At 54.2% G+C, this 22,044-nt stretch carries 22 protein-coding genes; 13 read left to right on the top strand and 9 right to left on the bottom strand.

Features of this window, described 5'->3' with window-relative positions:
* Positions 1-2 precede the first annotated feature (2 nt).
* Complete coding sequence (locus tag MKY86_RS04040; RefSeq protein WP_076079534.1) at positions 3-1,169, bottom strand: phosphodiester glycosidase family protein; 1,167 nt, start codon at positions 1,167-1,169, stop codon at positions 3-5.
* Between the two features lie 196 nt (positions 1,170-1,365).
* Between MKY86_RS04040 and MKY86_RS04045 the strand changes: the two genes are divergently transcribed.
* Positions 1,366-1,944: a histidine phosphatase family protein gene (locus MKY86_RS04045; protein ID WP_076079535.1), complete on the top strand. Its 579-nt coding sequence runs from the start codon at positions 1,366-1,368 to the stop codon at positions 1,942-1,944.
* Positions 1,945-2,146: 202 nt separating this feature from the next.
* Positions 2,147-2,998 carry a GGDEF domain-containing protein gene (locus tag MKY86_RS04050; protein ID WP_076079545.1) on the top strand — a complete coding sequence of 284 codons (852 nt, stop codon included), beginning with the start codon at positions 2,147-2,149 and terminating at the stop codon, positions 2,996-2,998.
* A gap of 87 nt (positions 2,999-3,085) precedes the next feature.
* Here the strand turns inward: MKY86_RS04050 and MKY86_RS04055 are convergent, their stop codons facing one another.
* The gene (locus tag MKY86_RS04055) at positions 3,086-3,820 is read right to left on the bottom strand and encodes a glycerophosphodiester phosphodiesterase (protein ID WP_036723244.1); all 735 of its coding nucleotides are present in this window, start codon (positions 3,818-3,820) and stop codon (positions 3,086-3,088) included.
* A 235-nt stretch (positions 3,821-4,055) separates the two neighbouring features.
* Between MKY86_RS04055 and MKY86_RS04060 the strand changes: the two genes are divergently transcribed.
* Positions 4,056-4,547, top strand: coding sequence for an NAD(+) diphosphatase (locus tag MKY86_RS04060; RefSeq protein WP_063830883.1), 492 nt, complete (start codon positions 4,056-4,058; stop codon positions 4,545-4,547).
* 28 nt (positions 4,548-4,575) lie between these two features.
* On the opposite strand, the gene MKY86_RS04065 is transcribed toward MKY86_RS04060, so the two are convergent.
* On the bottom strand, positions 4,576-5,178 hold the full coding sequence (locus MKY86_RS04065; protein ID WP_076079548.1) for a hypothetical protein: 603 nt from the start codon (positions 5,176-5,178) through the stop codon (positions 4,576-4,578).
* Positions 5,179-5,289: 111 nt separating this feature from the next.
* Positions 5,290-5,961, bottom strand: coding sequence for a sensor domain-containing protein (locus tag MKY86_RS04070; protein WP_076079551.1), 672 nt, complete (start codon positions 5,959-5,961; stop codon positions 5,290-5,292).
* Between the two features lie 213 nt (positions 5,962-6,174).
* Between MKY86_RS04070 and MKY86_RS04075 the strand changes: the two genes are divergently transcribed.
* Positions 6,175-6,870 (top strand): copper homeostasis protein CutC, encoded by a 696-nt coding sequence (locus MKY86_RS04075; protein ID WP_076079553.1) that lies wholly within the window; start codon positions 6,175-6,177, stop codon positions 6,868-6,870.
* On the opposite strand, the gene MKY86_RS04080 is transcribed toward MKY86_RS04075, so the two are convergent.
* Both MKY86_RS04080 and MKY86_RS04085 read right to left on the bottom strand, forming a co-directional pair.
* Positions 6,867-8,540, bottom strand: a complete 1,674-nt coding sequence (locus tag MKY86_RS04080; RefSeq protein WP_340826267.1) for a helix-turn-helix domain-containing protein — start codon at positions 8,538-8,540, stop codon at positions 6,867-6,869. The genes MKY86_RS04075 and MKY86_RS04080 overlap by 4 nt on opposite strands.
* A gap of 134 nt (positions 8,541-8,674) precedes the next feature.
* On the bottom strand, positions 8,675-9,658 hold the full coding sequence (locus MKY86_RS04085; RefSeq protein WP_076079555.1) for an ABC transporter substrate-binding protein: 984 nt from the start codon (positions 9,656-9,658) through the stop codon (positions 8,675-8,677).
* A 283-nt stretch (positions 9,659-9,941) separates the two neighbouring features.
* Here MKY86_RS04085 and MKY86_RS04090 point away from each other — a divergent pair, with 283 nt between their 5' ends.
* Positions 9,942-10,997, top strand: a complete 1,056-nt coding sequence (locus MKY86_RS04090; protein WP_076079557.1) for an SPFH domain-containing protein — start codon at positions 9,942-9,944, stop codon at positions 10,995-10,997.
* Positions 10,994-11,977 carry an NAD(+)/NADH kinase gene (locus MKY86_RS04095; protein WP_076079558.1) on the top strand — a complete coding sequence of 328 codons (984 nt, stop codon included), beginning with the start codon at positions 10,994-10,996 and terminating at the stop codon, positions 11,975-11,977. Before MKY86_RS04090 ends, MKY86_RS04095 begins: the two co-directional genes overlap by 4 nt.
* A gap of 136 nt (positions 11,978-12,113) precedes the next feature.
* Here the strand turns inward: MKY86_RS04095 and MKY86_RS04100 are convergent, their stop codons facing one another.
* Positions 12,114-12,671, bottom strand: a complete 558-nt coding sequence (locus MKY86_RS04100; protein WP_076079559.1) for a hypothetical protein — start codon at positions 12,669-12,671, stop codon at positions 12,114-12,116.
* 256 nt (positions 12,672-12,927) lie between these two features.
* Between MKY86_RS04100 and MKY86_RS04105 the strand changes: the two genes are divergently transcribed.
* The 7 genes from MKY86_RS04105 (at position 12,928) to MKY86_RS04135 (ending at position 19,465) form a co-directional block, all read left to right on the top strand.
* Positions 12,928-13,833, top strand: a complete 906-nt coding sequence (locus tag MKY86_RS04105) for a L,D-transpeptidase family protein (RefSeq protein WP_076079560.1) — start codon at positions 12,928-12,930, stop codon at positions 13,831-13,833.
* 122 nt (positions 13,834-13,955) lie between these two features.
* Positions 13,956-14,561: a hypothetical protein gene (locus MKY86_RS04110; RefSeq protein ID WP_340826277.1), complete on the top strand. Its 606-nt coding sequence runs from the start codon at positions 13,956-13,958 to the stop codon at positions 14,559-14,561.
* A gap of 115 nt (positions 14,562-14,676) precedes the next feature.
* The gene (locus MKY86_RS04115; protein ID WP_076079561.1) at positions 14,677-15,246 is read left to right on the top strand and encodes an RDD family protein; all 570 of its coding nucleotides are present in this window, start codon (positions 14,677-14,679) and stop codon (positions 15,244-15,246) included.
* A gap of 120 nt (positions 15,247-15,366) precedes the next feature.
* A complete protein-coding gene (locus tag MKY86_RS04120) occupies positions 15,367-16,119 on the top strand; it encodes a YjgB family protein (RefSeq protein ID WP_076079562.1) in 753 nt (250 codons plus the stop codon).
* 210 nt (positions 16,120-16,329) lie between these two features.
* Positions 16,330-17,484 (top strand): winged helix-turn-helix domain-containing protein, encoded by a 1,155-nt coding sequence (locus MKY86_RS04125; protein WP_076079563.1) that lies wholly within the window; start codon positions 16,330-16,332, stop codon positions 17,482-17,484.
* A gap of 82 nt (positions 17,485-17,566) precedes the next feature.
* A complete protein-coding gene (locus MKY86_RS04130) occupies positions 17,567-18,850 on the top strand; it encodes an MFS transporter (protein WP_083685149.1) in 1,284 nt (427 codons plus the stop codon).
* A 48-nt stretch (positions 18,851-18,898) separates the two neighbouring features.
* Positions 18,899-19,465 (top strand): histidine phosphatase family protein, encoded by a 567-nt coding sequence (locus tag MKY86_RS04135; RefSeq protein ID WP_076079565.1) that lies wholly within the window; start codon positions 18,899-18,901, stop codon positions 19,463-19,465.
* A 589-nt stretch (positions 19,466-20,054) separates the two neighbouring features.
* Here MKY86_RS04135 and MKY86_RS04140 read toward each other — a convergent pair.
* Both MKY86_RS04140 and MKY86_RS04145 read right to left on the bottom strand, forming a co-directional pair.
* Complete coding sequence (locus tag MKY86_RS04140; protein WP_076079566.1) at positions 20,055-20,834, bottom strand: TatD family hydrolase; 780 nt, start codon at positions 20,832-20,834, stop codon at positions 20,055-20,057.
* A 27-nt stretch (positions 20,835-20,861) separates the two neighbouring features.
* On the bottom strand, positions 20,862-21,986 hold the full coding sequence (locus MKY86_RS04145; protein ID WP_076079567.1) for a stalk domain-containing protein: 1,125 nt from the start codon (positions 21,984-21,986) through the stop codon (positions 20,862-20,864).
* Positions 21,987-22,044 lie beyond the last annotated feature (58 nt).

Consider the following 22,044-nt stretch of genomic DNA (forward strand, 5'->3'; position numbering starts at 1 on the left):
CATTATTTTGTCTGTACGACCAGAGCGTTGCTGATCAGGCGTCCCGGAGTCGTCAGATACTTGCCATTGTAGTACAGGCCGCTTGAGGCGCCGCCATCCAGGTTCATCGCCTGGTAGGCTCCGGCCTGCTTCATAATTTCCGCCAGCTGGGGAATAGTTGCCCCTCCGGAGGTGAGCAGAATCAGCTTATGATCGCGGGTGATGCCCAATGCGCTGCGGGCGCCACCGCCAGTCAGGATTTTGGGGTCCCGGAAGCCTTCGGCCGCTACATTCAGCGCGACTTTCCCGTTGACCAACAGCCGTGGTCCCGCCTGGAGTGCGCCGAGAACGGAACCGGAATCGAAGCGGGCCTTGAATTCACTGCCCGGAATCAGCTCAGCCAGCATATTACTGTCGTAAGCGAAGACAGCCCGTTTATCTCCGGAGCTGTTCTTCAGCATCTTCCCGCCGCTGATGATGTAGCCGTAAGGAACCTTGAAGGCGCCGTCAGTATAGGCTGCGAAGAACGTGCCGTTTATCGCGGCGGCGGCATTGCTGCGCTTGGCGATGCTGGCAAGAGCTTCTGTCTTGCCGACGGTATTCCCGGCCAGAACGGCATCCAGCTTCACCGAAGGATGCAGCAGGGAGACCGTGACGGTCTGAACGCTGAAGGAGCGGCCGCCGACCTTGTAGGTATGATGTCCGCTGACTATAGCGGGCGATCCGCTTTTGATCAGGCTGCCGTTCTGTACAGGCAGGGTGGCTGTCTCAGCGGTGCCTGTTTCAGCCCCGCTTGTCAGCGTAAGTGAACCGGCCTCCTTGTTCCACTGGAGCTGTATGCCAAGTGTCTGGCTTACAAGAGATAAGGGAACGTAGGTAGTCCCGTTCTCACTGAAGGGCCGTACACTTGCGGTAACGGGCTTGCCGTTGACGGAAGCCCCGGGCTTGCCTGGAGTGAAGCTAATGGAATTCTCGCCGCGTGATATCTCAATCTGGCCGCCGGAAGCGGTAAGCACAGACTGGATACCGGCGAAGCCGTTCAGGAAGCGGACCGGGATGAAGGAGTGATTCTCCTTGTCCACATATACGGCAAGCTTGGCCTGCGGCGCCGCAGCGGCACCGGATTGCAGTGCTGGAAGAAGGACAGCCAGCAGACAGAAGGCGGTAAAGAGGGTGAGCAGTTTTTTCATGATACACAAAATCTCCTTTGCTTATAGCAGGTTGATCTGCAGGTTAGGATGATTCTGGAACAGGCCCCAGAATGCAGCACTTGAGCTACCATCATATAATCGTCTTCCGTTACCGTCAATGGAGCATGCATCCAGCAGCGGGTTAGTTTATAATGGGAACACATTAGAATATCTGCATATAAGGGTGGTAGCGATCATGACAAGAATAGGCTTAATCCGGCACGGCAGCACTCGCTGGAATCAGGAGGGCCGGGTCCAGGGCCACACGGATAATCCTCTGGACGAGGAAGGCTTCCGGCAGGCCGGCGTGCTTGCGGAGCGGCTTAGCGGCGAAGCGTGGGATTATATCTATTCAAGCGACCTGCTGCGGGCCAGACAGACGGCGGAGACTATCGCCGGGAGGCTGGGCATCCCGCTGGCCGGTCTCCTTCCGGACATCCGGGAGATGAACGGCGGATTGATTGAAGGAACCACAGAGAGCGAGCGGATCGAGCGCTTCGGCAGCCAGTGGAAGACGATGGATCTGAAGCTGGAGAGCCAGGAACTGGCCCGCGAACGGGGAGTCCGGGCGATTGAAGAGCTTGCTGCCCGCCATCCCGGCAGCAATGTGCTGGTAGTCAGCCACGGGGCTATTCTGCGGAGTACGCTGGCCGGACTTGTGCCTTCCCTGGATGTGAGCGTGCTGCTGAAGAACACCTCTATCACCTGCCTGGTCAATGAGAATGACAGCTGGAGCTGTGAATTGTACAACAGCGCGGAGCATATGGACGGATAGAACGGGATATTTCCGAGCATTTCATTACAATAAAGCGCCGGTCCTGCCGATAATATGCTTAGTGCTGATCCGGTGGGGGTATTAATGTCCAGCATCCCCTACGGGAGTTGTTCAGAATATGTTCAGTCGGATCCTGTACAGTAGCGCTTGAAAGCGATAAAACCATAAATTCATTGATAGGCTGAAGGAGGGCGTAAGACTAGTGGAAGAGGCCCGCAATTATATGCTGACGATTCTATCCATACTTATAGGGGTCCTGACCGTATATAGCACGCTCAGATTGACAAAGGATTTCTCCAGACAACCGCAAAGAACCCGGGCGGTCCGCTCGAGTCTTGTGGTGCTGGTAATTAGTGCCGGGCTTGGCGGCATGCATCTGCTGGGCAGAAGAGCCTTAACCGGCTTCACTACAGAAGGCAGAAGCCTGCTGATCTCTTTGTTCCTGTACATGCTGACACTTGCCGGTATACTATATCTGTTCCTGCGGGTGCGCATGATCCTTGGGGAGCGTGACCAGCTCAAGGAGTTGGCATACCGGGATACGCTGACCGGCCTGCTGAACAAGAACGGAATGGATCATTTTTGGGATCACTGCAAATTGAGCGAGCAGCTTGCGGTATTATATCTCGACCTGAACCGGTTCAAATCGATTAACGATACCCTCGGCCATCATACAGGGGATCTTTTACTGGAGGCTGTAGGAACCAGCCTGCAGCAATTTACCTGCAAAGGCAAGCGGCATATTTTCCGGGTGGGCGGAGATGAATTCGTCATTATCGCCAAACGCTGCAGCCGTAAGGAGTCAGAGCAGCTTGCCCTTAAGGTTCTGGAGCGCATCACCCGGACCTATAGGCTGGAGAGCCATGAATTATTCGTGTCCGCCAGTGTAGGCGTGACGATTAGCCAGGGCCGGATTGACCCGAAGCAGCTGCTTCAGGAGGCGGATTCGGCTATGTACAGTGCCAAGCAGCTGGGAAGCGGGCGTTATGCCGTATACAAGCAGGAGAGCCGTATTCCTTCCGTGAAGCTGGTCAGCAGCTCAAGGGCGCAATAAATATTTCGTCTAAAGCCCCACTTGGTGGGGCTTTTTTGACAATAGCGGCTGCGCCATCCTATGGACAGCGCAGCCGCGTTATATCAGTCAGACGCTTCTGGCAGCCAGCAGCCCGGCCAGAACATCCGGATGATCGGTAATGATCCCCGCCACCTCAGCATCGATTAGAGCCTGCATCCGCTCGGGATCATTAACCGTCCACGGATGATAGACAATGCCTTTCTCCGCTGCGGCATTCACGAACTCCGGCAGTACCGAGGAATGATGGGCATGCAGGGCATCCGCCTGCAGGGTAGCCGCGTAATTCCAAGGACGGTACAGCCCCTCGCCGTAGAGAATACCCGTACGGATCTCCGGTGCCAGTGACTTGCAGTAGGCCAGGGAATAATGATTGAAGCTGGAGATTACCACCCGCTCACTCATACCCTGCTCCCGGACAGCGGCGATGACCTTCTCTTCCATGCCGGGATAGAGGAAGGTCCCGTTCTTCAGCTCTATATTCAGAATCGTCTCCCGGCCCTGCAGCAGATCCAGCAGCTCGTCCAGTGTCGGAATCCGTTCTCCTGCAAACTCAGGGCTGAACCAGGAGCCTGCGTCCACCTCCAGCACCTCACGAAGCGTCTTATCCTTCACATAACCGCTGCCTGAAGTGGTGCGGTTAAGACTCTCATCATGGATCACTACTACTGCTCCGTCACTGGTCATTTGTACGTCGGTCTCAATGCCGGTTGCACCAAGCTCCAGACCCTTGCGGAAGGCCGCCATTGTGTTCTCCGGTGCGGCTGCGGATGCGCCGCGATGCGCGAAATTAATGATGTTCATGTCGAGTAGTTCCCTCCATCTCTAGATGTAATGCAGCCCGTAGTGTCCAGGCCTCTTATAGTATATTCCACATCACGTCAAGAAACCCTGTCCCCTGTTCTATAAAGGACGGGTTTCTTGAATTTTACCGTGGTACGTTCGGAAGCAATCGCTTAGAATAGACAACAACTATACTACCTACAGAAAGAAGCGATAAAGCTTGAAGTTTTGTCTGGAATGCGGAAGCCGCTTGGTAATGAAGGAATGCAATGGAGAAGGTGAGGTACCCTACTGTGATTCATGCGCCGTCTTCAGATTCCCTGTGTTCAGCACAGCGATGAGTACAGCCGTACTGAACCGGGGACTCGATAGAATCCTGCTCATCCAGCAGTATAAGCGCAAGGATTACATTCTGCTCGCCGGGTATGTGAATAAGGGAGAGAACGCCGAAGCGGCCCTGATCCGTGAAGTGAAGGAAGAAGCGGGGCTTGAGGTGATTGCTTATGAATATATGCGCAGCCAGTATTTCGCCCCGTCTAATACATTAATGCTCAATTACATTAGTGTGGCTGACACGGAGGACCTGAGTGCCATGAGCGACGAGCTGGACCACGCAGCCTGGTTCACACTGGATGAAGCTGCGGACGCCATATTACCAGGCAGCCTCGCGGAGAGCTTCCTGCTTACAATTATTGATAAGCTGAGACAGGGGAGGGCTCTGGAGGATTTTACAGCGGTTGTCCGGTAATTGTGAATTCTGAAGGCTAAGGCTTCCCTTATGCAGAGACGATGTCGCGGATTCTCTCATGTACCTGCTGCGCCTCCAGGAAGGCTGCGGAATATTGAAGATCTGTTTTGCGGGCCGGCAGGCGCGCCGGGAGAAAAGGAATGGATACCACAGGCGTATCTGCGCTGCTAAAATAGATTCTGAGCGTCAGCTCGCGGATCTCTTCGGCAGGACTGCCGCCCTGGACAGGCTCTGTGAATTCATAGCTTGCGGCGGCACCTGCCCGTATTCTCGGTGCACTGGTGGTAATCCGGCTGGTCTTGCTTACCTTGCTGAGAGTCAGAGCATTCTCGACAATCTCTGCTCCAAGGATGGCATCGAACGTATACAGGGTGGCTGTCGCCGGCTCCGGCTTCCCCGGATGCAGCAGCCCGATGGCGAGCGCCTGGCCTTCTTCGTCCAGGGCAATCAGATGGGATTCGTCTGGAGTTATGAACCGCTGGGGGAATTTCAGGCTGAAGGCGGACAGGGCATGGGTAGCCCCGCTATGGCCCGCAGCCCTGGGACGGGAGAGTCTGTACTGAAGAACCGCAGCCAACAGCAGGAGAGACACGCCAAGCACAGCAAACAGATACACCAGGATCATGAGCACTGAACCGCCTCCTCACAAGGTTGTGCGGGCTGCCCTTCCTGCAATCACTTTGGGCACAACCCGCTTCGTAAGCTTTGGCAAGTGAACTATTAATAGATATGCGGGAAGAGATCAGGTATGTATGACTTCAAGCGGAGTACTGGTGGAATTCACAGGTGTTCCTGAAACTGTGTTGATCCAGGCCGCGTACAGACGTCCAAGACCCACAAGCAGCAGCGGCAGAATCAGCAGCAGTACAAATCCGGTTCCGCATAGAATCCACGAGCGTTCATCTGAGGTTGTGCCGGACAGGAAGAAGAAGAACTCCGGGTCCAGCATATTCAGATCATAGGAGAATACCGATGAACTGATTCGCTGGGCCACAGGTGACATAAGAGCACTGAAGGCCACCGCAGGCAGAACCAGTGCTAGTGTGAACCCCAGAATACCTGCGGGCAGCTGGAGGAGACTGTACAGGATTCCCCGGTACGACTCCCTTTCGCGGAGCTGGTGTCCTAATGTCCGCAGCCCCTCCCAGCGGAAGGCGGGAGCATGAGCTGCGGCAGCAGGCAGCCCTGTTCCACGTCGGCTGTTGCCGCTGGACCAGGCTTCAACTGTTTTGTGTTCACTGGACATCATGCTGCGGCACCAGGCCAAGGTCAGGGCCAGCAGCGGCAGCCCCACCCATACAATAATCAAGGGCAGGCTTGCACATAGACCTGTAACAGCAATTACGAAGGCGATGATTCCTTTGGGCAGAGAGAGGATCAGCATTGTCCACGCGTGTATACTTTGTCTTATCATTCAGGGCGCTCCATTCCGGATTTCCAAATTTCAACTTCTTCAGTATAGAGGCTTCATCCAGAGAACACACTCTCCAAAAGGCGGGAAAAATCCTGGTCGCAGGTCTAGTACTGATATAGCCAAGAATCTTCCTGCTATTTACAATGTTTATCTTTATACTAAGGGTAGAGCGGTTTATAAGGATTACGACTAAGAAGGGGAGTGCAGCAATTTATGCTGTTAGAGGTTATAGCAACTACAGTAAATGATGCGGTCATAGCGGAGCGTTATGGTGCTGACCGGATTGAACTGGTCACGGGTATCCGGGAGGGCGGATTAACGCCCAGTCTGGGACTGATCGAAGCGGTCCGGGAGAAGGTCAGTATTCCTGTGAGAGTGATGGTCAGGCCGCATGCACGCTCCTTCGTGTATGACGCATCCGATGTGGAGACCATGCTGCGCGATATCCGCCATATAGCCGGGGTAGGCGGGCTGTCTTTGGTTATGGGCATGCTCCGCCAGGACCGGACAATAGATGAAGAACTGCTGAATCGGCTGCTGGAGCGGGCAGGGGGGATGGAGGTTACCTTCCACCGTGCGTTCGACGAGGTGCAGGACCAGCTTGAAGCCCTTGAGGTCTTGAAGCGGTATCCGCAGATTACCGATATCTTGACCTCCGGCGGGACTGCTGCGGCCAATACACCCGGCGGTATGGTAAGGCTCGCCGTATTGGAACGGCTGTCTGCCGGTTCTTCGCTCTCCATCCTGGCAGGCAGCGGTCTGAACGCCGCAGATCTGAAGGATTTCGTTACAAGGACCGGAGTCCGCCGGGTACACTTCGGATCGGCGGTCAGGGAGGAGGGCGATCCGCTGAAGCCCATTGACCCGGAGCGGCTTGAAGCCATCCGTGCGCTTCTCAAGCCCTATTAGAGGCCCAGCAGTCTGGGCAGCAGCGTCAGCAGCCGCTCCCGGGTCAGCGCATCGCCGGAATTCCATTTGGCTCCATCCAGCATATAGGCATGGCCCTGCTCCACGGCAGGCAGACTGCTCCAGAGCTCCGTCTGGAGCAGCTGCTCCATGGCCTCCCGGGAGTCCTCCCGCTCTGGAATCAGCATGAACACACGGTCCCCTGCGTAGCTGTGCAGCATCGCCGGGTCCACTTCGCGGAACCCCAGATCCTTGTCCAGAATGTCCTTGATCTCCGCTGTCGGCTGCAGGCCGCCAGGGGCATACAAGGCCGTGGACAAGCCGGTCATTCCCATGGCGTATAGATGGTTGCCATGGTCATAGAACAGCGCCGAAGCTGTTTCACCCTTCAAGAGTCCCCCGGCGTACAGATGCTGCCACATGGCTGCGTTCTTGGCATGATAGGCCTGCAGCCAGACCTCAGCTTCGCGCTGCTTCCCGAGCCACTCTCCAAGAATCCGCAGCCGCTGCTCCAGCGGTGCGAAGGAGTCGAAGGTGAGTGTTGGGGCGATGCCGGATACACCCCGGTAGATCTGTTCATCCGGGCTTGCGAGGATAATCAGATCAGGCCGGATGGACCGGGTCAGCTGCGGGTCCAGCGGAAATCCGACATTAGCTAAACGCTTGATCCGGTGGCTATAGACGCTGCCCCGGGCGAACGCTTCGTCACCGCCGACAGGCTTCACCCCCAGCGCCAGCACATCGCCCAGTGTCTCCCCGTGGTAGACAACACGCTTCGGACGCTCCGGGATGTCCACCGAATGTCCGGTCCAGTCCGTGACCGTAATCCGGCGCTGCTGCGACCGGGCATATTGCCCGGGAGTCATTCCCGTCTTCTGCCGGAAGCGGCGGCTGAAGTAGTATTCGTCGGAGAAGCCTACCCGCAGGGCAATCTCGCGCAGCGGCTCGGCGGCTTCAAGCAGATAAGTCTTCGAGTGCCCAATGCGCACATCGGTCAGATAATCGAGCGGGCGCTGGCCGGTCAGTTTCTGGAAGATCGGAGTGTATTGCCAGGGGGAGACACCAGCCATCTCCGCGAGCTGCTTCACCGTGATACTCTCCCTATAATGCTGCTGCATGAAGTGTATCGTACTCTCCACCGATTGCGCCGGACTTGGCAGCTGGCGGGTGGAGTAGTTCTGTTCAAGCAGCAGGAGCAGCAGCTCTTGGAATTGGAGCTGTTGTCTGACATGCTGGAGCTCATCCCTGCCGTTATGATGCGCAAGCAGCTCTTCCGCCAGCCGGATCACTCTGGTGAAGGGGTGGACAATCAGCTCTTTTTGCCCCGGGAGCAGTTCATCTACGTAGAACGCAGGGGAATCCCCTGTAGTCAAAGCGGCGAAAGTCAACACATAAAAATAAAGCGTCAGCTCCCGGTTATCCAGACTGTATGAGGTTCCGGGAGGCAGCAGACAGCACTTGTCCGCATGCACAGAGAGTGAGGTCTGCTCAGTGATTCCGAGTTCACCGCGCCCGCCCGTAAACAGCAGGAGCGTATGCTGCTCCGCTGTCTGCACACCCGATATAGTGTCAGCGCTCTGCATCACCAGTTCAATGCTTCTGAATTGAAACAGCAGGGAACGGAGAGGGGCGGACGGGAGTGCAGACAGGTGGTCGTGGTCAGGCTCGCGCAAGGCAGGCACTCCTTTCAGGCAGCTTAGAATTGAATTATATTGAGAACGATTATCAATAAACAATATTGTATATAAAATAAAGCAACTTATCAACAGGCGTTGATAAGCTGCTTTTCAGTCTGTCTGCCCCGGAATTATTGCTTGCCCAGCATGGTAGGAATCTCGCCGAGCAGCCACTCTCTGGTGGTAGCATCACTGGAGGTCTTCGTGATGTCCTGCGTGTAGACGTAGCCGTTCTTAACGGCAGGCAGGCTGTTCCACACCGCGCTCTTCAGCAGATTGCCGGTCGATTGCTTGGCTTCGTCTGCTACCGGAGTCAGCAGGAAGATACGATCTCCGGCGTATTCCCGAAGCACTTCCAGTGAGATTTCCTGGAAGCCCATATCGGCATCCAGCACCTTTTGAATAGCCGGGGTAGGCTTGAAGCCTTGCTCTCCGTACAGTACCTGCGAGAGGCCCGTCGTTGCCATTACGAACAGCCGGTCCCCCGGATAATAAGTGAAGACCGAAGCGGTCTCACCGTCCTTCATCCCCGAAGCCTTAAGCTGGGCCCACATCGCATCCTCCTTCGCCTGATACTGGGCCAGCCAAGTCTCCGCTTCCTGCTTCTTGCCTAAAATATCTCCAATATCCAGCATCCGCTCCTTCAGGGGGGCGAAGGTATCGAAGATAATCGTTGGAGCGATTTTGGAGAGAGCGTCGTAATCAGCTTCATCAATACCGGCGTAGATAATCAGATCGGGCTGAAGCTCCAGCGTCTTCTCCAGATTGATCGGGAACCCGACATCTGCAATTCCGGTCAGCTTGTCCTCGAAGACCTGGCCCTCCCCCATGGAGAGCGGATAGCCGATGGCTTGTACACCAAGTGCCAGCAGATCGCCATACGTTTCTCCGGAATAGATAATCCGCTGCGGATTCACTGGAATCTCCGCCGTATGGCCTTTGTAATCCGTGTGTGAACGGGTGGTAGCTGCAGCTTCAGCAGTGGCTTGCGCGTCAGGTGCGGTGGTTGCTGCACTACTCCCCTGATTATTCTTATTGCTGCTGCAGGCGAGCAGTAAAGTGCCCATCAGGAAGAGCATGCCCAGGATAGCGAAGGGTTGTCGAGTCTTGTTCATTGTATGTATGCCTCCCAAAGGTATTGTGATTACCAATAATGATAATCATTATCGTTTAGACCATCATAAATTATAGCCAGTTGTTACTCAATGGACAAAACACGAGGCAGGATTTGAATATGTACAATATTTTTTTGCCTGTTTTGTTAATAACATATTGATATTATCAAGGAGGTCTGCTATGATGTTGTTAATAACAAATTAATAATAACAATTAATTAATAACTGAGTTCACCTTTGCTCAACAGATGACTCAGAATACACCCCCTAGGAGGTAATGATCATGTTTGGATTCCGGTTCGTGAAATTTCAGCCTAGTGATTATGTGCTCAAGGTGAAGAATGGCAAGGTAGTGCGTGAAGGGGTCGGTCTCTCTTTTCATTATTATGCGCCGACAACTTCGGTGGTTGTCGTGCCTGTCTCCTCAATCGATGTTCCATTCATGTTCGAGGAAATTACGGCGGACTATCAGACGGTAACCGTCCAGGGGCAGCTGACCTACCGGATTGTCGATTACCGCAAGACCACCCAGATCCTCAACTACACCTATAATCTCAAAAAGAACACCTATCTCTCCGACGATCCGCACAAGCTGGCCCAGCGGGTGATTAATATCGCCAAGGTCCTGACCAAGAAGCAGCTCGGGCAGCTCCCGCTGAAGGAGGCAATCCAGTCGAGTGAACGTCTTGCCAAGATGATTACCCATGAAATCGGCCAGAGTGCTGAGATTGAGAAGCTGGGTATTGAGCTGATGGGCCTGTCCATTCTGGCGATTGTACCGAATAAGGAGACGCTACGGGCCCTGGAAGCGCAGGCCAGAGAGGAGATGCTCCGTAATGCGGATAACGCGCTATATGAGCGGCGCAATGCTTCGATTGAGCAGGAGCGGCGGGTGAAGGAGAATGAGCTGAATACGGAGATCGCCGTTCAGACGAAGAAGAGACAGATGCGTGAGGCGCTGCTTGATTCTGACCGGTCTGCGAAGCAGAAGCAGAATGAGATGAAGGAAGAGCAGCTGATTTTTGATACGGAGCTGGAGGAGAAGAAGCAGGCGCTGATTGAGCTGGCCATAGCGAATAAGAGAGCCGAAGCGGATGCCAAGGCTTACGAGCTGACGGCGGTAATGAATTCGCTGCAAAATGTATCGCCTAACGTCCTGCAGGCGCTGACGAATGTCGGCATGAACCCGGATAAGCTGATCGCCATCGCCTTCCAGGAGCTGGCGGTGAATGCCGGGAAGATCGGCCAGCTTAACATTACACCGGATCTGCTGCAAGGAATCATGGCCGGCTCGGCAGGAGGTGGAGCCGGAGCAGAAAGAGGAGGTAACGGACGATGAGCAGCCGGGGTTCGGAGAACAAAATCATACTGATCAAGCGCAAGACACGCCTGGAGGAGCTGGTGGTCCGCTACAACACAATCCAGCAGGCCCAGTTCTATATTGAACGGCTGGGAGCCGATTTCAGCGACTATTTAAGCGAGGATTTCCAATACCGCAAGGCGGTGGAGACCGCAGTGACCGAGCTCAGCGCCATCGGCCGGCTCCAGGTGCTGGAGCGGCAGCATGTGCCGAATTTCATCTTCGGGGCTGAGGATACCGTAGTGGTCCTGGGTCAGGACGGTCTGGTCGCCAATACGCTGAAATACCTTCAGGAGCAGCCGCTGATCGGAGTGAATCCTGACCCGCTGCGCTGGGATGGCGTGCTGCTGCCCTTCAGAGTCAAGGAGGTGCGGCAAGTGGTGAGTGAGGTGCTGCGCGCCCAGCGCCAGGTCCGTGAGGTTACCCTTGCCAAGGTGGAGCTGAATGACGGGCAGAGTCTGTACGGGGTGAACGATCTGTTCATCGGCCGCCGGACCCATGTCTCGGCCCGGTATCAGCTGGAGCTGAACGGGCAGCTGGAGCAGCAGTCCTCCAGCGGCATCATTGTCTCGACCGGCCTGGGCTCCACGGGCTGGCTCAAGAGTGTGCTCGCCGGAGCCGCAGGTATCGTCAGCCGTGCCACACAAATGCAGGATGCAGCTGCTGAACAGACAGCCCGGGTGTCTGCGGAGGTTGCCGCAGTCAGTGCGGGCAGCGGGCTGGCCTGGAATCATCCGGAGTTGTATTTCACTGTGCGGGAGCCTTTTCCAAGCCGGACGACTTCAGCAGAGCTGGTATTCGGGAGAATCAGCAGCAGTTTGCCGCTGCGCATCACTTCGCAGATGCCCGAGGACGGCGTGATCTTCAGCGATGGAGTGGAGAGCGATTATCTGGAGTTCAACTCCGGGGTGGAAGCGACGGTTGGGCTCGCGGAGAAGACCGGCAGGCTGGTAGTCTAGACGAGGCGCGGGCCGTTCATGGCGGGGCGGGTACGCCAAAAGGGTTCTCTCAGCTTCCGCTGCTGCGGTCTGAGAGAACCCTTTTTAGCATACAAAACAGCCGTTCAAGCGAAGCTGCCTATGCTCCCCGCTCTTCCTACAGGAAGCTTCGTCCCTGGTTCATTGGAGCGTTATAGGAGGAGCCTGCGGACATCGGTGCCTGCATTGGCGTATGCATCGGCTGGTGGTTAATCCCCGCGTTGATCGGGCTATGCAGTGAGTTCACCGGCTGGCTGTTTGAAGCGAAGGATGGGCTAAAGGAGGAGTTATACCCTCCCATTCCTGTATTGTGGCTCTGACCCATTGGCTGGTTCTGTTCCATAGAATGCATTAGTCCCATCTGGTTCCCGGAATTGAAGCTTGGAATGCTTGTATGGGTATTGAAGCCGGAAGTCTGCGGGAACTGCTCCATCGATCTGACCGACTGCGAGATCTGCTGCAGCTGCTGCATCGCGGTCTGATGGCCCTGCAGCGCCTGCTGGATCATCTGAATGGCCTTGCTGTTATGCTGGCTAAGCTCCTGGAGCTTGGCGGCATCCTGCTGCTCCTGCTGAAGAAGCTGCTGGTAATTCTGCGTTCCCTGCTGGGTCTGTGCCATCAGCTGCTGAACGATTTGCTCGCATTCCCGGATCTGTGCAGATGAGTTGGTATTCAAAATAGTTGACCTCCTTGAGATGGGTGTTATGGTCATGCGGGCTTATTATCTCTGATGGGGCTGGCGAATATTCACGCTTCGGTTGCAAGGGAGGCGCTTCCGCCCAGAACGGTTACAATATTGCAAACGTTGCGTCACTCCGGGCGGGACGAGTTGATAAGAATAGGTACAGGCTGCTCTGCAACTATTGCGGCAAATGAACGTCTATGTAGAAAAGACAATCCAGGATCATCCATTACCCGGAGGTGGGGCAACCATGAATCAGCAGGAACAGGCAAGCCGGATTCGAAAGTATTTCCCGAAAAGTATCGCACTTACACTGGTATTTATTATGCTTTTGACCGCATGCTTCACAGGATCGGCTGCTGCGGCATCGTCTTCCTCAGATCTGATCATTGTGAACAAAAAAACGAACAAACTGGCGTATTACAGCGATGGCAAGCTGGTGAAGATTTTTCCGGTCGCTACCGGTAAAACGAAAAGCCTGACGCCTGAAGGCAGCTTCAAGATGGTGGTCAAAATCAAGAACAGACCCTATTACAAGGAGAAGATTCCCGGAGGCGATCCGGCCAATCCGCTGGGGGACCGCTGGCTGGGGCTGGAGGTCAATGACACTTACGGCACGACCTACGCCATTCATGGCAACAACAATGAATCCTCTATCGGTAAATATGTCAGCGCCGGATGCATCCGCATGCATAATGACGATATTCATTGGTTGTATCCGAAGATTAAGAAGAATACCCGGGTAATCATTACAACCTCCGGGCTTGAGATGGCGAGCATTGCCGAGAAGAACGGCTACCGTCTGGGATCTACGATGATTGCGGGAGCTTTTGTCAAGGGCGGGGAGAAGCTGCCGGTGAAGAATTCCTTCCTGCTGGAGGATGCACGGGTGTACATTCCACTGAGTGAATCCGTGAAGCTGCTGGGCGGAAGCCTGATGCAGGAGGCGGGAACCGGAGCGCTCATCATCACAATAGGCAAGAATACAGCAGTTCACAAGCCGCTTAGCACGAAGGCAAAAGTGAACGGCAAAACGGTGGAGATGCTAGCCTCCAAAAGTATAGACGGGCGCCTGTATATTCCACTGGGCAGCTTAACGCCGCTGTTCGGCCTGCCGTTCAGCTGGAATGCTAAAGAGGGAGTAGTGAAGCTATAAAGTAGCAGGGCGCTGCGCAAGGCCAGATGATCCAACCAACATGCCGCCGTATACTGCGGCTCCAGAAGCCAGCCGATCGATTATTGATGGGCTGGCTTCAATGTTTCACCAGGTGGACTAGAGTGACAGGATACATAGAGAATAGTAATATGAGAGAGATTTGTTATATTCTTGATCTGCCAGGGGAGGGACTGAAGATTAGAGTACGTATTATAGGCGGCTGCGGGAGCGGGAAGACGTATATCGCCCGGAAATTAGCTCAAAGTTACGGAATTCCGTGCTATGAAACGGATAATTTTGTCTGGGATCGCAGGGACAACACCAAGAACTCCCCGGAGGTACGGGATGCCAAGCTCGCGGAAGCTATGGATGCGGAGTCGTGGATCATAGAGGGCGTACATTACCAGTGGGGAACAGAAAGCTTCCGGCAAGCGGATCTGATTTTTCTGATTCGGCCTAAGGCTTATGTACAGGATGCCCGGGTCATCAGCAGGTTCATGAAGACCAGGCTGGGGCTGGAGCAAGGGAATTATAAGCAGTCGTTCAAGTATCTCCGGGTGATGCTGCTGGAATGGAACCGCGGCTTCAGGAGGGAGGGTATTCCTGCGATCATGGCATTAACCGAACAGTATCAGGCTAAGCGGATCATCGTGCAGGAGAATCGTGAGATTTTGCAGCATGTGGGCAGGTATGTGCAGGGGAAGAGTGTGCGGGAAACGAGTGATTAATTCGATTATATGGGAGGCCCGAGTCTCATTGCCGTTGCGCTGCTGCTGATTGTGCTGCCGGGGTTATGGACATGGACATGAATGATGAGACTACTTCTGCGTGAGGGGTGAAAGTATGGAGCCGTGGATCGAGGAAGAACTTAATTTATACGATTTTGTAGGCTTTTGGAAAAGAGTGCTGATTAATATCATTGACTCACTTATTCTTATCCTACCTACCTATTTACTGACCAGGATTTCAGTGCCGGCGGCAGAGTCTGCAGGGTCAGCTTTTCCGCTTTTTATACAGTTTGTACTGCTTATGGCGTTCAATATATTTATGGTTGTCCGATACGGCGGGACGCCGGGCAGGCTGCTTCTGGGGGCAAGAATCGTTGATGAGAATGGAAGATATCCTGTGATCAAGCAGGCTTTGATCAGGGATAGTTTTATTATTGTTAACAGCTTCCTGGCAGTGGTTGTGAGTCTGAATACCGAGGCGTTATCCGCCATACCAAGCAGTCTGGTGAACTGGAGTCCGCTTGCGGCCGATATAAATGTGTTTTTTGGCTGGGTAGTGATCGTGGATTGCCTGTTCGTCGCATTCACCCAGCGCAAACGGGCGCTGCATGATCTGATGGCTCGTACTTATGTGGTGAACAAAACGGCGCTGGACCGTGATCAGACAGGGAAATTCATAGCATAAGGCAATGAGTATAATACCTGGATCAGGAGATCTGTACCTGCAACCTTTGTTAAAGGCGCTTCGTCATAGGGTACAGTTTAGACAAAAGAGGATGGTTCCCATAACGAAGGAGATGGCATCATGACTACATCAATTAGAACAATCACAGGTATTCTTATCGTTGGGGCGATGCTCAGCCTTACAGCCTGTAATTCCGGCAAAACGGAACCATCGCCTAACAATACGGCTGCGGCTACAGCAACTGTACAGCCAGGGGATAGCGCTTCATCGGCAGCAGAAGGTGCGCAGGTAAGCGAATCCGGTACAGATGACGGCGCTGCTGCGGGCGCAGAGCCTGTAACTGCTGACCCTGAAGCCGCCGCCGGAGCCACATCAGAGTCTACGGTAACTGAAGTCGCAGGGGCTGAAGCAGATACCGTGGCTCCCGCCACCCCGCAGGAACGGAGCAAGCAGCTGAAGGAGCTGCTGGAGCTTGCTAAGCAGGGCAAGGTGCCCGGCGTCGAATATGCTGCACATACCGGACTTATTGATGAGGTGGAAGCCGCGTGGGGAGAGCCGGACCTCAAGGAATCGGCAGGCAAAGGGATCTATTCCACATATTCAGGCAAGCAGGTGGTAATCGGCTTCAATAAGGGCAGCAAGATTTTCGATGTGCGCTCCAGCGCCCCGGACCTGCGTAACCTGACACTGGAGCAGATTGAAGAAGTACTCGGCAAGCCGGATGATACTACTGTGAATGGCGAGCATAACATCTATATTTATCAGGCCAACAAGCAGTATCAGCTCAAATTCATCATCCCGGAATCAACAGGAACGGTAGATCATATCTCGGTGTTCTCGGAGCAGGACTCCATTAATAATATGGCAGGCTAGCCTCGCGTCAACAGGTGGGCCGATTAGAGCGACTGTAGTCATATCAATATTGTAATGAGAAATCCCCTTACAGCGGCAACTGTAGGGGGATTTTTTGTGAATCGAATACAATAGGCCAGTGAGAGGGTGAATGGGATATCGTGCAAGCAAGTGCAAGCTGATATAATCGACTTGTGGATTCATTAGCAGAAGAAGAAAAGAGGCACCGCCATGCATCTGGAGTTGAACGGAAGTGAATATAAGGTATCCGCCGGAGGATTAACGGTAGAGCTGCTGCCCAAGGAGTTCGCGCTCCTGCAGTTTCTGTACCGTAACCGCGGGCGGACCTTCAGCCGGGAGCAGCTGCTGGATAAAGTGTGGCCGATGGAATATCCGGTGGAACGGACCGTTGACGATCATATCTACCGGCTGCGCAAGAAGCTGCGGTTACTGGGCGGGATTGACATTAAGACGATTCGCGGATTCGGGTACAGTCTGGCAATTCCGGGCGGCCTTGCGGGCGTAGCGGTAAATCCGGCAACGAATGACCCGGAGCTGCGGGACACGATGCGTGAGGTGTTCATGAAGTTCCATGTCTACGGTCAGGGGAACTCCATGCTCACTCTTGCCCGCCAGCAGGACATCCTCGGCTACGAGCTGGACCCGCATTATTCTATGGTTGTTCATTTTGTGCAGGGAGATTTGGATTGGTTGGTCCACACGGACGAGATTCCGCTGAAGGACCGGCTCTTTTACCTCAATCTGTTCTACTTCTTCATTGGTGATCCCAGGGAGAAGGTGGCGTACGCCGAGCGCCTGATTGCGCGGAATCTGCTGAACCCGCCAGAACAAACCGAGCTTGAGATTCTGACGATGCTGGACATGTACACCCTTGCAGGTCAGCCGGAAAAAGCACTGGAACGTCTGAAGCGTTCCTACCAGGTGATCGCCGGACCCGGCTTCGAGAATTTCATCCCGGTCACGGTAATTACAGAGCTGTTCATCCATCTCTCAGCGGGAGCTGGAGATGAAGAGCTGGAACGGATGGATGAAGCCGTCAGCCGGATTTTGCAGGACAAACCCTTTTTGCGGGAGATTGGCAACTACAAGGTAGTGAAGGGACTCTGGAAGCTGCGCCGTGAACAGTGGGCAGAGGGGGAGCGGCTCATCAATGAGGGATTGCAGGTGCTGGATATGTCGGGATTCGTGCCGCTGCGCTTCTATGCACTGTACAAGATTCATCATTTTTGCCGGATGTTCCTGACCGGAAGTGCCTTGGACCGAAAGTATAGTAGCCTGTTTGCGGCCGAGCTTGAAGCTTGTGGCCTGGACAGACTAGAACACACTCTGGAGCGCATCCTGCTGCCGCTGCTGGAGACCCCATGATAATTCTCTGACAATTCTCCGTTACTTTAGAATCATAGATGGAGCTTCATCTACGATCTTAGGTAACCTGGAGGAGTGTCAGATGGAACGATCAACCAAGCAGGGAAACAGTCTGCTTCATAACAAAACGTATATGCGGGTGTACAGCGCTTTTGCCACAGCGAGCTTCGGCGACTGGTTCGATGCACTGGCGATTCAGGTGCTGGTCGGTTACCGCTGGCAGGCTGGGCCGCTGATGCTGGCCCTCATCCCGGTAGCGCTGGCGCTGCCGAGTATTCTGCTCGGCTCGATTGCCGGGGTAGCCGCCGACCGGATGAACAAGCTGAAGCTGATGCGTACCTGCGACCTGCTGACAGCGCTCTTGACCCTGCTGGTGCTGTTCGCACCGAGCATGGTCTGGCTGCTGCCGCTGCTGGCCCTGCGCTCCGCGCTGTCCACGCTGAATATGCCGGCCCAGCAGTCATTGACCCGCAGTCTGGTCAGGGAGGATCAGCTGCTGCAAGCCTCATCGCTCAACGGTCTGGTCAACCAGGGCTCCAAGATCGCCGGCCCCTTACTCGGCGGTCTGGCGCTCGCCTTCCTTACGCCGCAGTGGTGCATCCTGCTCAATGCCTTACTGCGCGGCTGTTCTTATCTGCTGCTGCTGTCCGTAAAAAACATCCATACGGAGGAAGAAGACAGCAAACAGCCGGAAGCGCCGGACAACAAAATTTCGCTCCGTACCATGTGGCGGGAAGGCTGGAGCTTCATGCTCCGCAGCCGGCTGCTGCTGAATACGATGCTGTTCGGACTTGCCGGGTCGCTGGTCATTCAGGTCGTCGACTTTCAATTCACCAGCCTGTTCCGGGTGTTCGCACCAGACCGGGAATCACTGCTTGGCTGGATGGTAGCCGCTACCGGAGCGGGAGCTGTGTTAATCATCCTAATCCTGAACAAGCTGAAACTAGCAGCCGGTTATGGCTGGAAGCTGGGTTCTGGGTATGTCCTGATCGGCGGATCGATTGCAGCGCTGGGTCTGCTTCAGCCGGGGGCATCTCTGATTTGGGTGCTGCTGATCGGGTTTGTACTGGGGATCGGCAACGGGGTATTCATGATTACTTTCAATTACTGTCTGCAAAAAGAAACCCCGCCGCACATGACCGGCCGCATCTTCGGCATTCAGAACACCGTCCTCAGCACGGTACTCATTGTGGCACCTTTGCTGGGCGGCGTGCTTGTGCAATATGCAGGTCCGGCCCGCATTTTTGTTAACATTGGCTTACTACAGCTGCTCCTGGGTCTGATGGGTGTGACGTTCAGACGGCAGCTCTGGCCGGTGTCGAGGTCTACAGCGAAAGCCGCTCAGCCAGCGGTAGAGAGTAGCTAAGAAGGTTAACGGATCACTAATTTCTGTATGGACGATTAGGAGGAGCCTATGACAACTTATATCTACATGGTAAGGCACGGAGACTCGCTCCGTACCGGGGTGGATGAATGGACGCGCGGCCTGTCGCCCAAGGGGGAGGAGGATGCCCTGCAGGTCACGGAATGCCTTAAGGATGAAGGGATAGATGTGTTGTACAGCAGCCCGTATATCCGGGCGGTCGATACGATTGCCGATCTGGCTGATAAGCTGGGGCAGGAAATCATTTTAATCGATGATCTGAGAGAAAAGGTTTGGATGGAGGGCAACCAGCAGCTATCCGACGAAGGCTTATACGATGAACTCCAGAAGATGTACACCGATCCCGATTATGCCCTGCCGGGCGGGGAATCGAACCGGGAGTGCCAGGCACGGGCAGTGAAGGCGCTGCAGAATATTCTGCGGACCCATGAAGGGAAAAGAGTGGCCATCGGAACCCACGGCATGGTGATGTCCTTGATGATGGGCCATTTTGCCCCGGGATATGGTCTGGACTTCTTACTACAGACGACCAAGCCGGATATTTATGTCATGGAGTTCAAAGAAGATGAAGTACTGGTCCGGCGGATGTCTTTTTAAACTAAGGGGTAGAATAGTTATCGTTATTACAATAAAATGGTAAAATGAGGTGAGGAGTACAAGGAGGTTAGTATGAAAAATCCATTATTTCGAAGCTTAATTGTTGGACTAATTCGGGCATGAATATAGTCCATTAGGGGGAGTAATTGAATGCTCTGGTTTAATGCTACTTGGAATAATGGTTTACTTTACTTGGAGATTTTTGAGAATAGTTACTACTAAAAAGTGATAGTCACTACGCTAAAAGGCAACAATAACTCAATAAATCCAAGAGGCAGCCGACAAATGTGATCGGCTGCCTCTTTAAAGACCGGGTTAGAGGCGGACATTCAGGGCTAGTTGTATTATGTACATTTAAAAACAGTCAAAAGGAAGGATTTGCTCTTCTAGCTGTAGTTTGTACAACTAAATTGGTCCGAGTGGGCGAGATCCCGGATAATGAGACATTTTATATGTATGAAATACAACTAAACTTATATTTGGCAGTGAATCAAACGTTTTAGTTGTACGGAATGCACTTAAGTATATAGCTTAGTTTGTACCTTAACAGATTTAAGTCTGATGCTGTACTTAAGTAGAGTGGCTAGCCCTATAGCCCATAGAATCGTTTTGTGTTGGCCGTCAGCAGGGCCTGGGCCTCTGGAACGGAATATCCATGCAGTGCTCCCCAGGCGGCAGCAACGTCATGGACCATAGCCGGATGGGTGGTGCGCCCGGCGAACGGTCCTTCAAACGGCCAGGGGCCGTCCGTCTCCGCCATGACCAGCTCCGGCGGATAGCGGCGTGCCAGCTCCTGAATCTCCGGTTCGTAGAGGATATCGGGAGTGAAGGAAATGTAGTAACCGCAGCTAATCATCCGGTCAACGGTAGCAGCGGGGCCCTTGAACCAGTGGAAATGGGCCTGCGCAAGGCCATGCTGCTCCAGCAGATCGCATACGGTCCATGCATCCTCATAGACGGCATGCAGTACTACAGGCTTGCCCAAACGTGCAGCCAGTCCAAGAAGTCTGTCCAGAAGCTGAATGTAGGGTGCCATATCCCAAGCTTCGCCACGCTCCACAGCTGCTGCCCGGGAGTAGTAGGGAAGACCGATTTCACCAATAGCGACCATATTGTCCGCATGGTCTGTAATCCATTTCAGCAGCGCATTCAGCTCTTCCTCCGCAGGCAGAGGCTGCTCGGGATGGAAGCCGTAAGCCGGCTTCACCAGACCGGGATACCTGGCTGCGAGCTCCCGGGTACGCTTGCTGGAGGCGAGATTCATGGAGACCGCGATCAGGGCCTTAATGCCCTGCTCCGGCAGTCCCTCCAGCAGGGAGGACACTACGTGATCCTCATACTGGTCAAGATGAATATGGGCATCAATCATTGGCAAGCCTCTCCTTCCGGCAGCCGATTATTTCTCCACAATGGCTTCACCCCGTTCATGCGGCTCAAAAGCAATAGACCCCAGCTCCATCCCCGTCTTGCCTGCCTTATATTCTAGCTTCAGGGTACCGACACTCTCGGTCATGCCGACCATTAAGCTGGTATCTGCGAGCAGCTTGTTATTCTCAACTTTGTAGTAAGTCACTGCGCCAATGGCCGCTTTGCTGCCGAAATACTTCAGGCCGTCCTCAGCACGGTCCGGGAGTCTCAGCGTCAGTTTGGAGGGCGCGGATCCTGTAAGCTCAAGCTTCAGCAGGACATCGTCCTTATCGAGCGAAATACTGGAGGATACTACAGCAGAAGCCGCCTTGTCCGCAGCAGGCACGGAGAGCTCCTTCCCCTGCTCCGGCTTCACGACATGAACCTCCTGTGCAACCAGCGAGGTTCCGGTTCCCAGAGTGAACACAACCGTAGCCTCCGGTTTGCCGTCCGAATCTACATCGGCATAGAAGAGCTGAGGCGGGTGCGAATAGTCTCTGGGTACGGTCCAGTTGAAGTGTTGCTTTTTCCCGTTCACTTCAAGAATGAATCCTTTGTATGTATTGCCGTTTTTGAGCGCAGCGTACAGCTTCACCTTGGGATTATTCTCTGCAACGGCAAGGGGAGCTGCGGGTACTCTGACGGTTGTGCTAAGACTGCCCGGCGTAACGGTAACCCGGCTTCCTCCGGTCTTCAGTTCCGTAACAGCTCCCGTAAGGGAGTCCAAAGTGGCTGCCGCGATATACACACGGCCTGCCTTCAGCAGAACAGGGGAGTCCACATCCTCTTGATATCCTCCATCCGTTTGCGTATAGGTTACTTGCATGGAAGCGCTACCGGGCGTAAGAATCGTCTTGTCCCAGCTTGTGGACAGAGTAAGCTGCTTGAGGGTGTTGTTCCATTGCAGCTGCATCGGATAGAACTCCAGCAGCGTGCGGGCCGGAACATACAAGATGCCGCCGGAATGGAAGGGCGCAGCATAGGGCAGGACGGCTTGTCCATCTACAATAAGAGATAGCGGTGCAGGAGCAGAAAGGGCTGTATCTATAGGTGATGCCGCAGCAGCGCCAGCGAGGAGCAGGGCAAGGGCAGTAGCAGCGAGAATTTTTTTCATAAGATAACCTCCGGAGTCTGGAAATTCCAATCTCTTGTATTATAAATGAAAAACGCCG

This window comes from Paenibacillus sp. FSL R7-0333 (assembly GCF_038000365.1).
GTDB lineage: Bacteria > Bacillota > Bacilli > Paenibacillales > Paenibacillaceae > Paenibacillus_AQ > Paenibacillus_AQ silagei.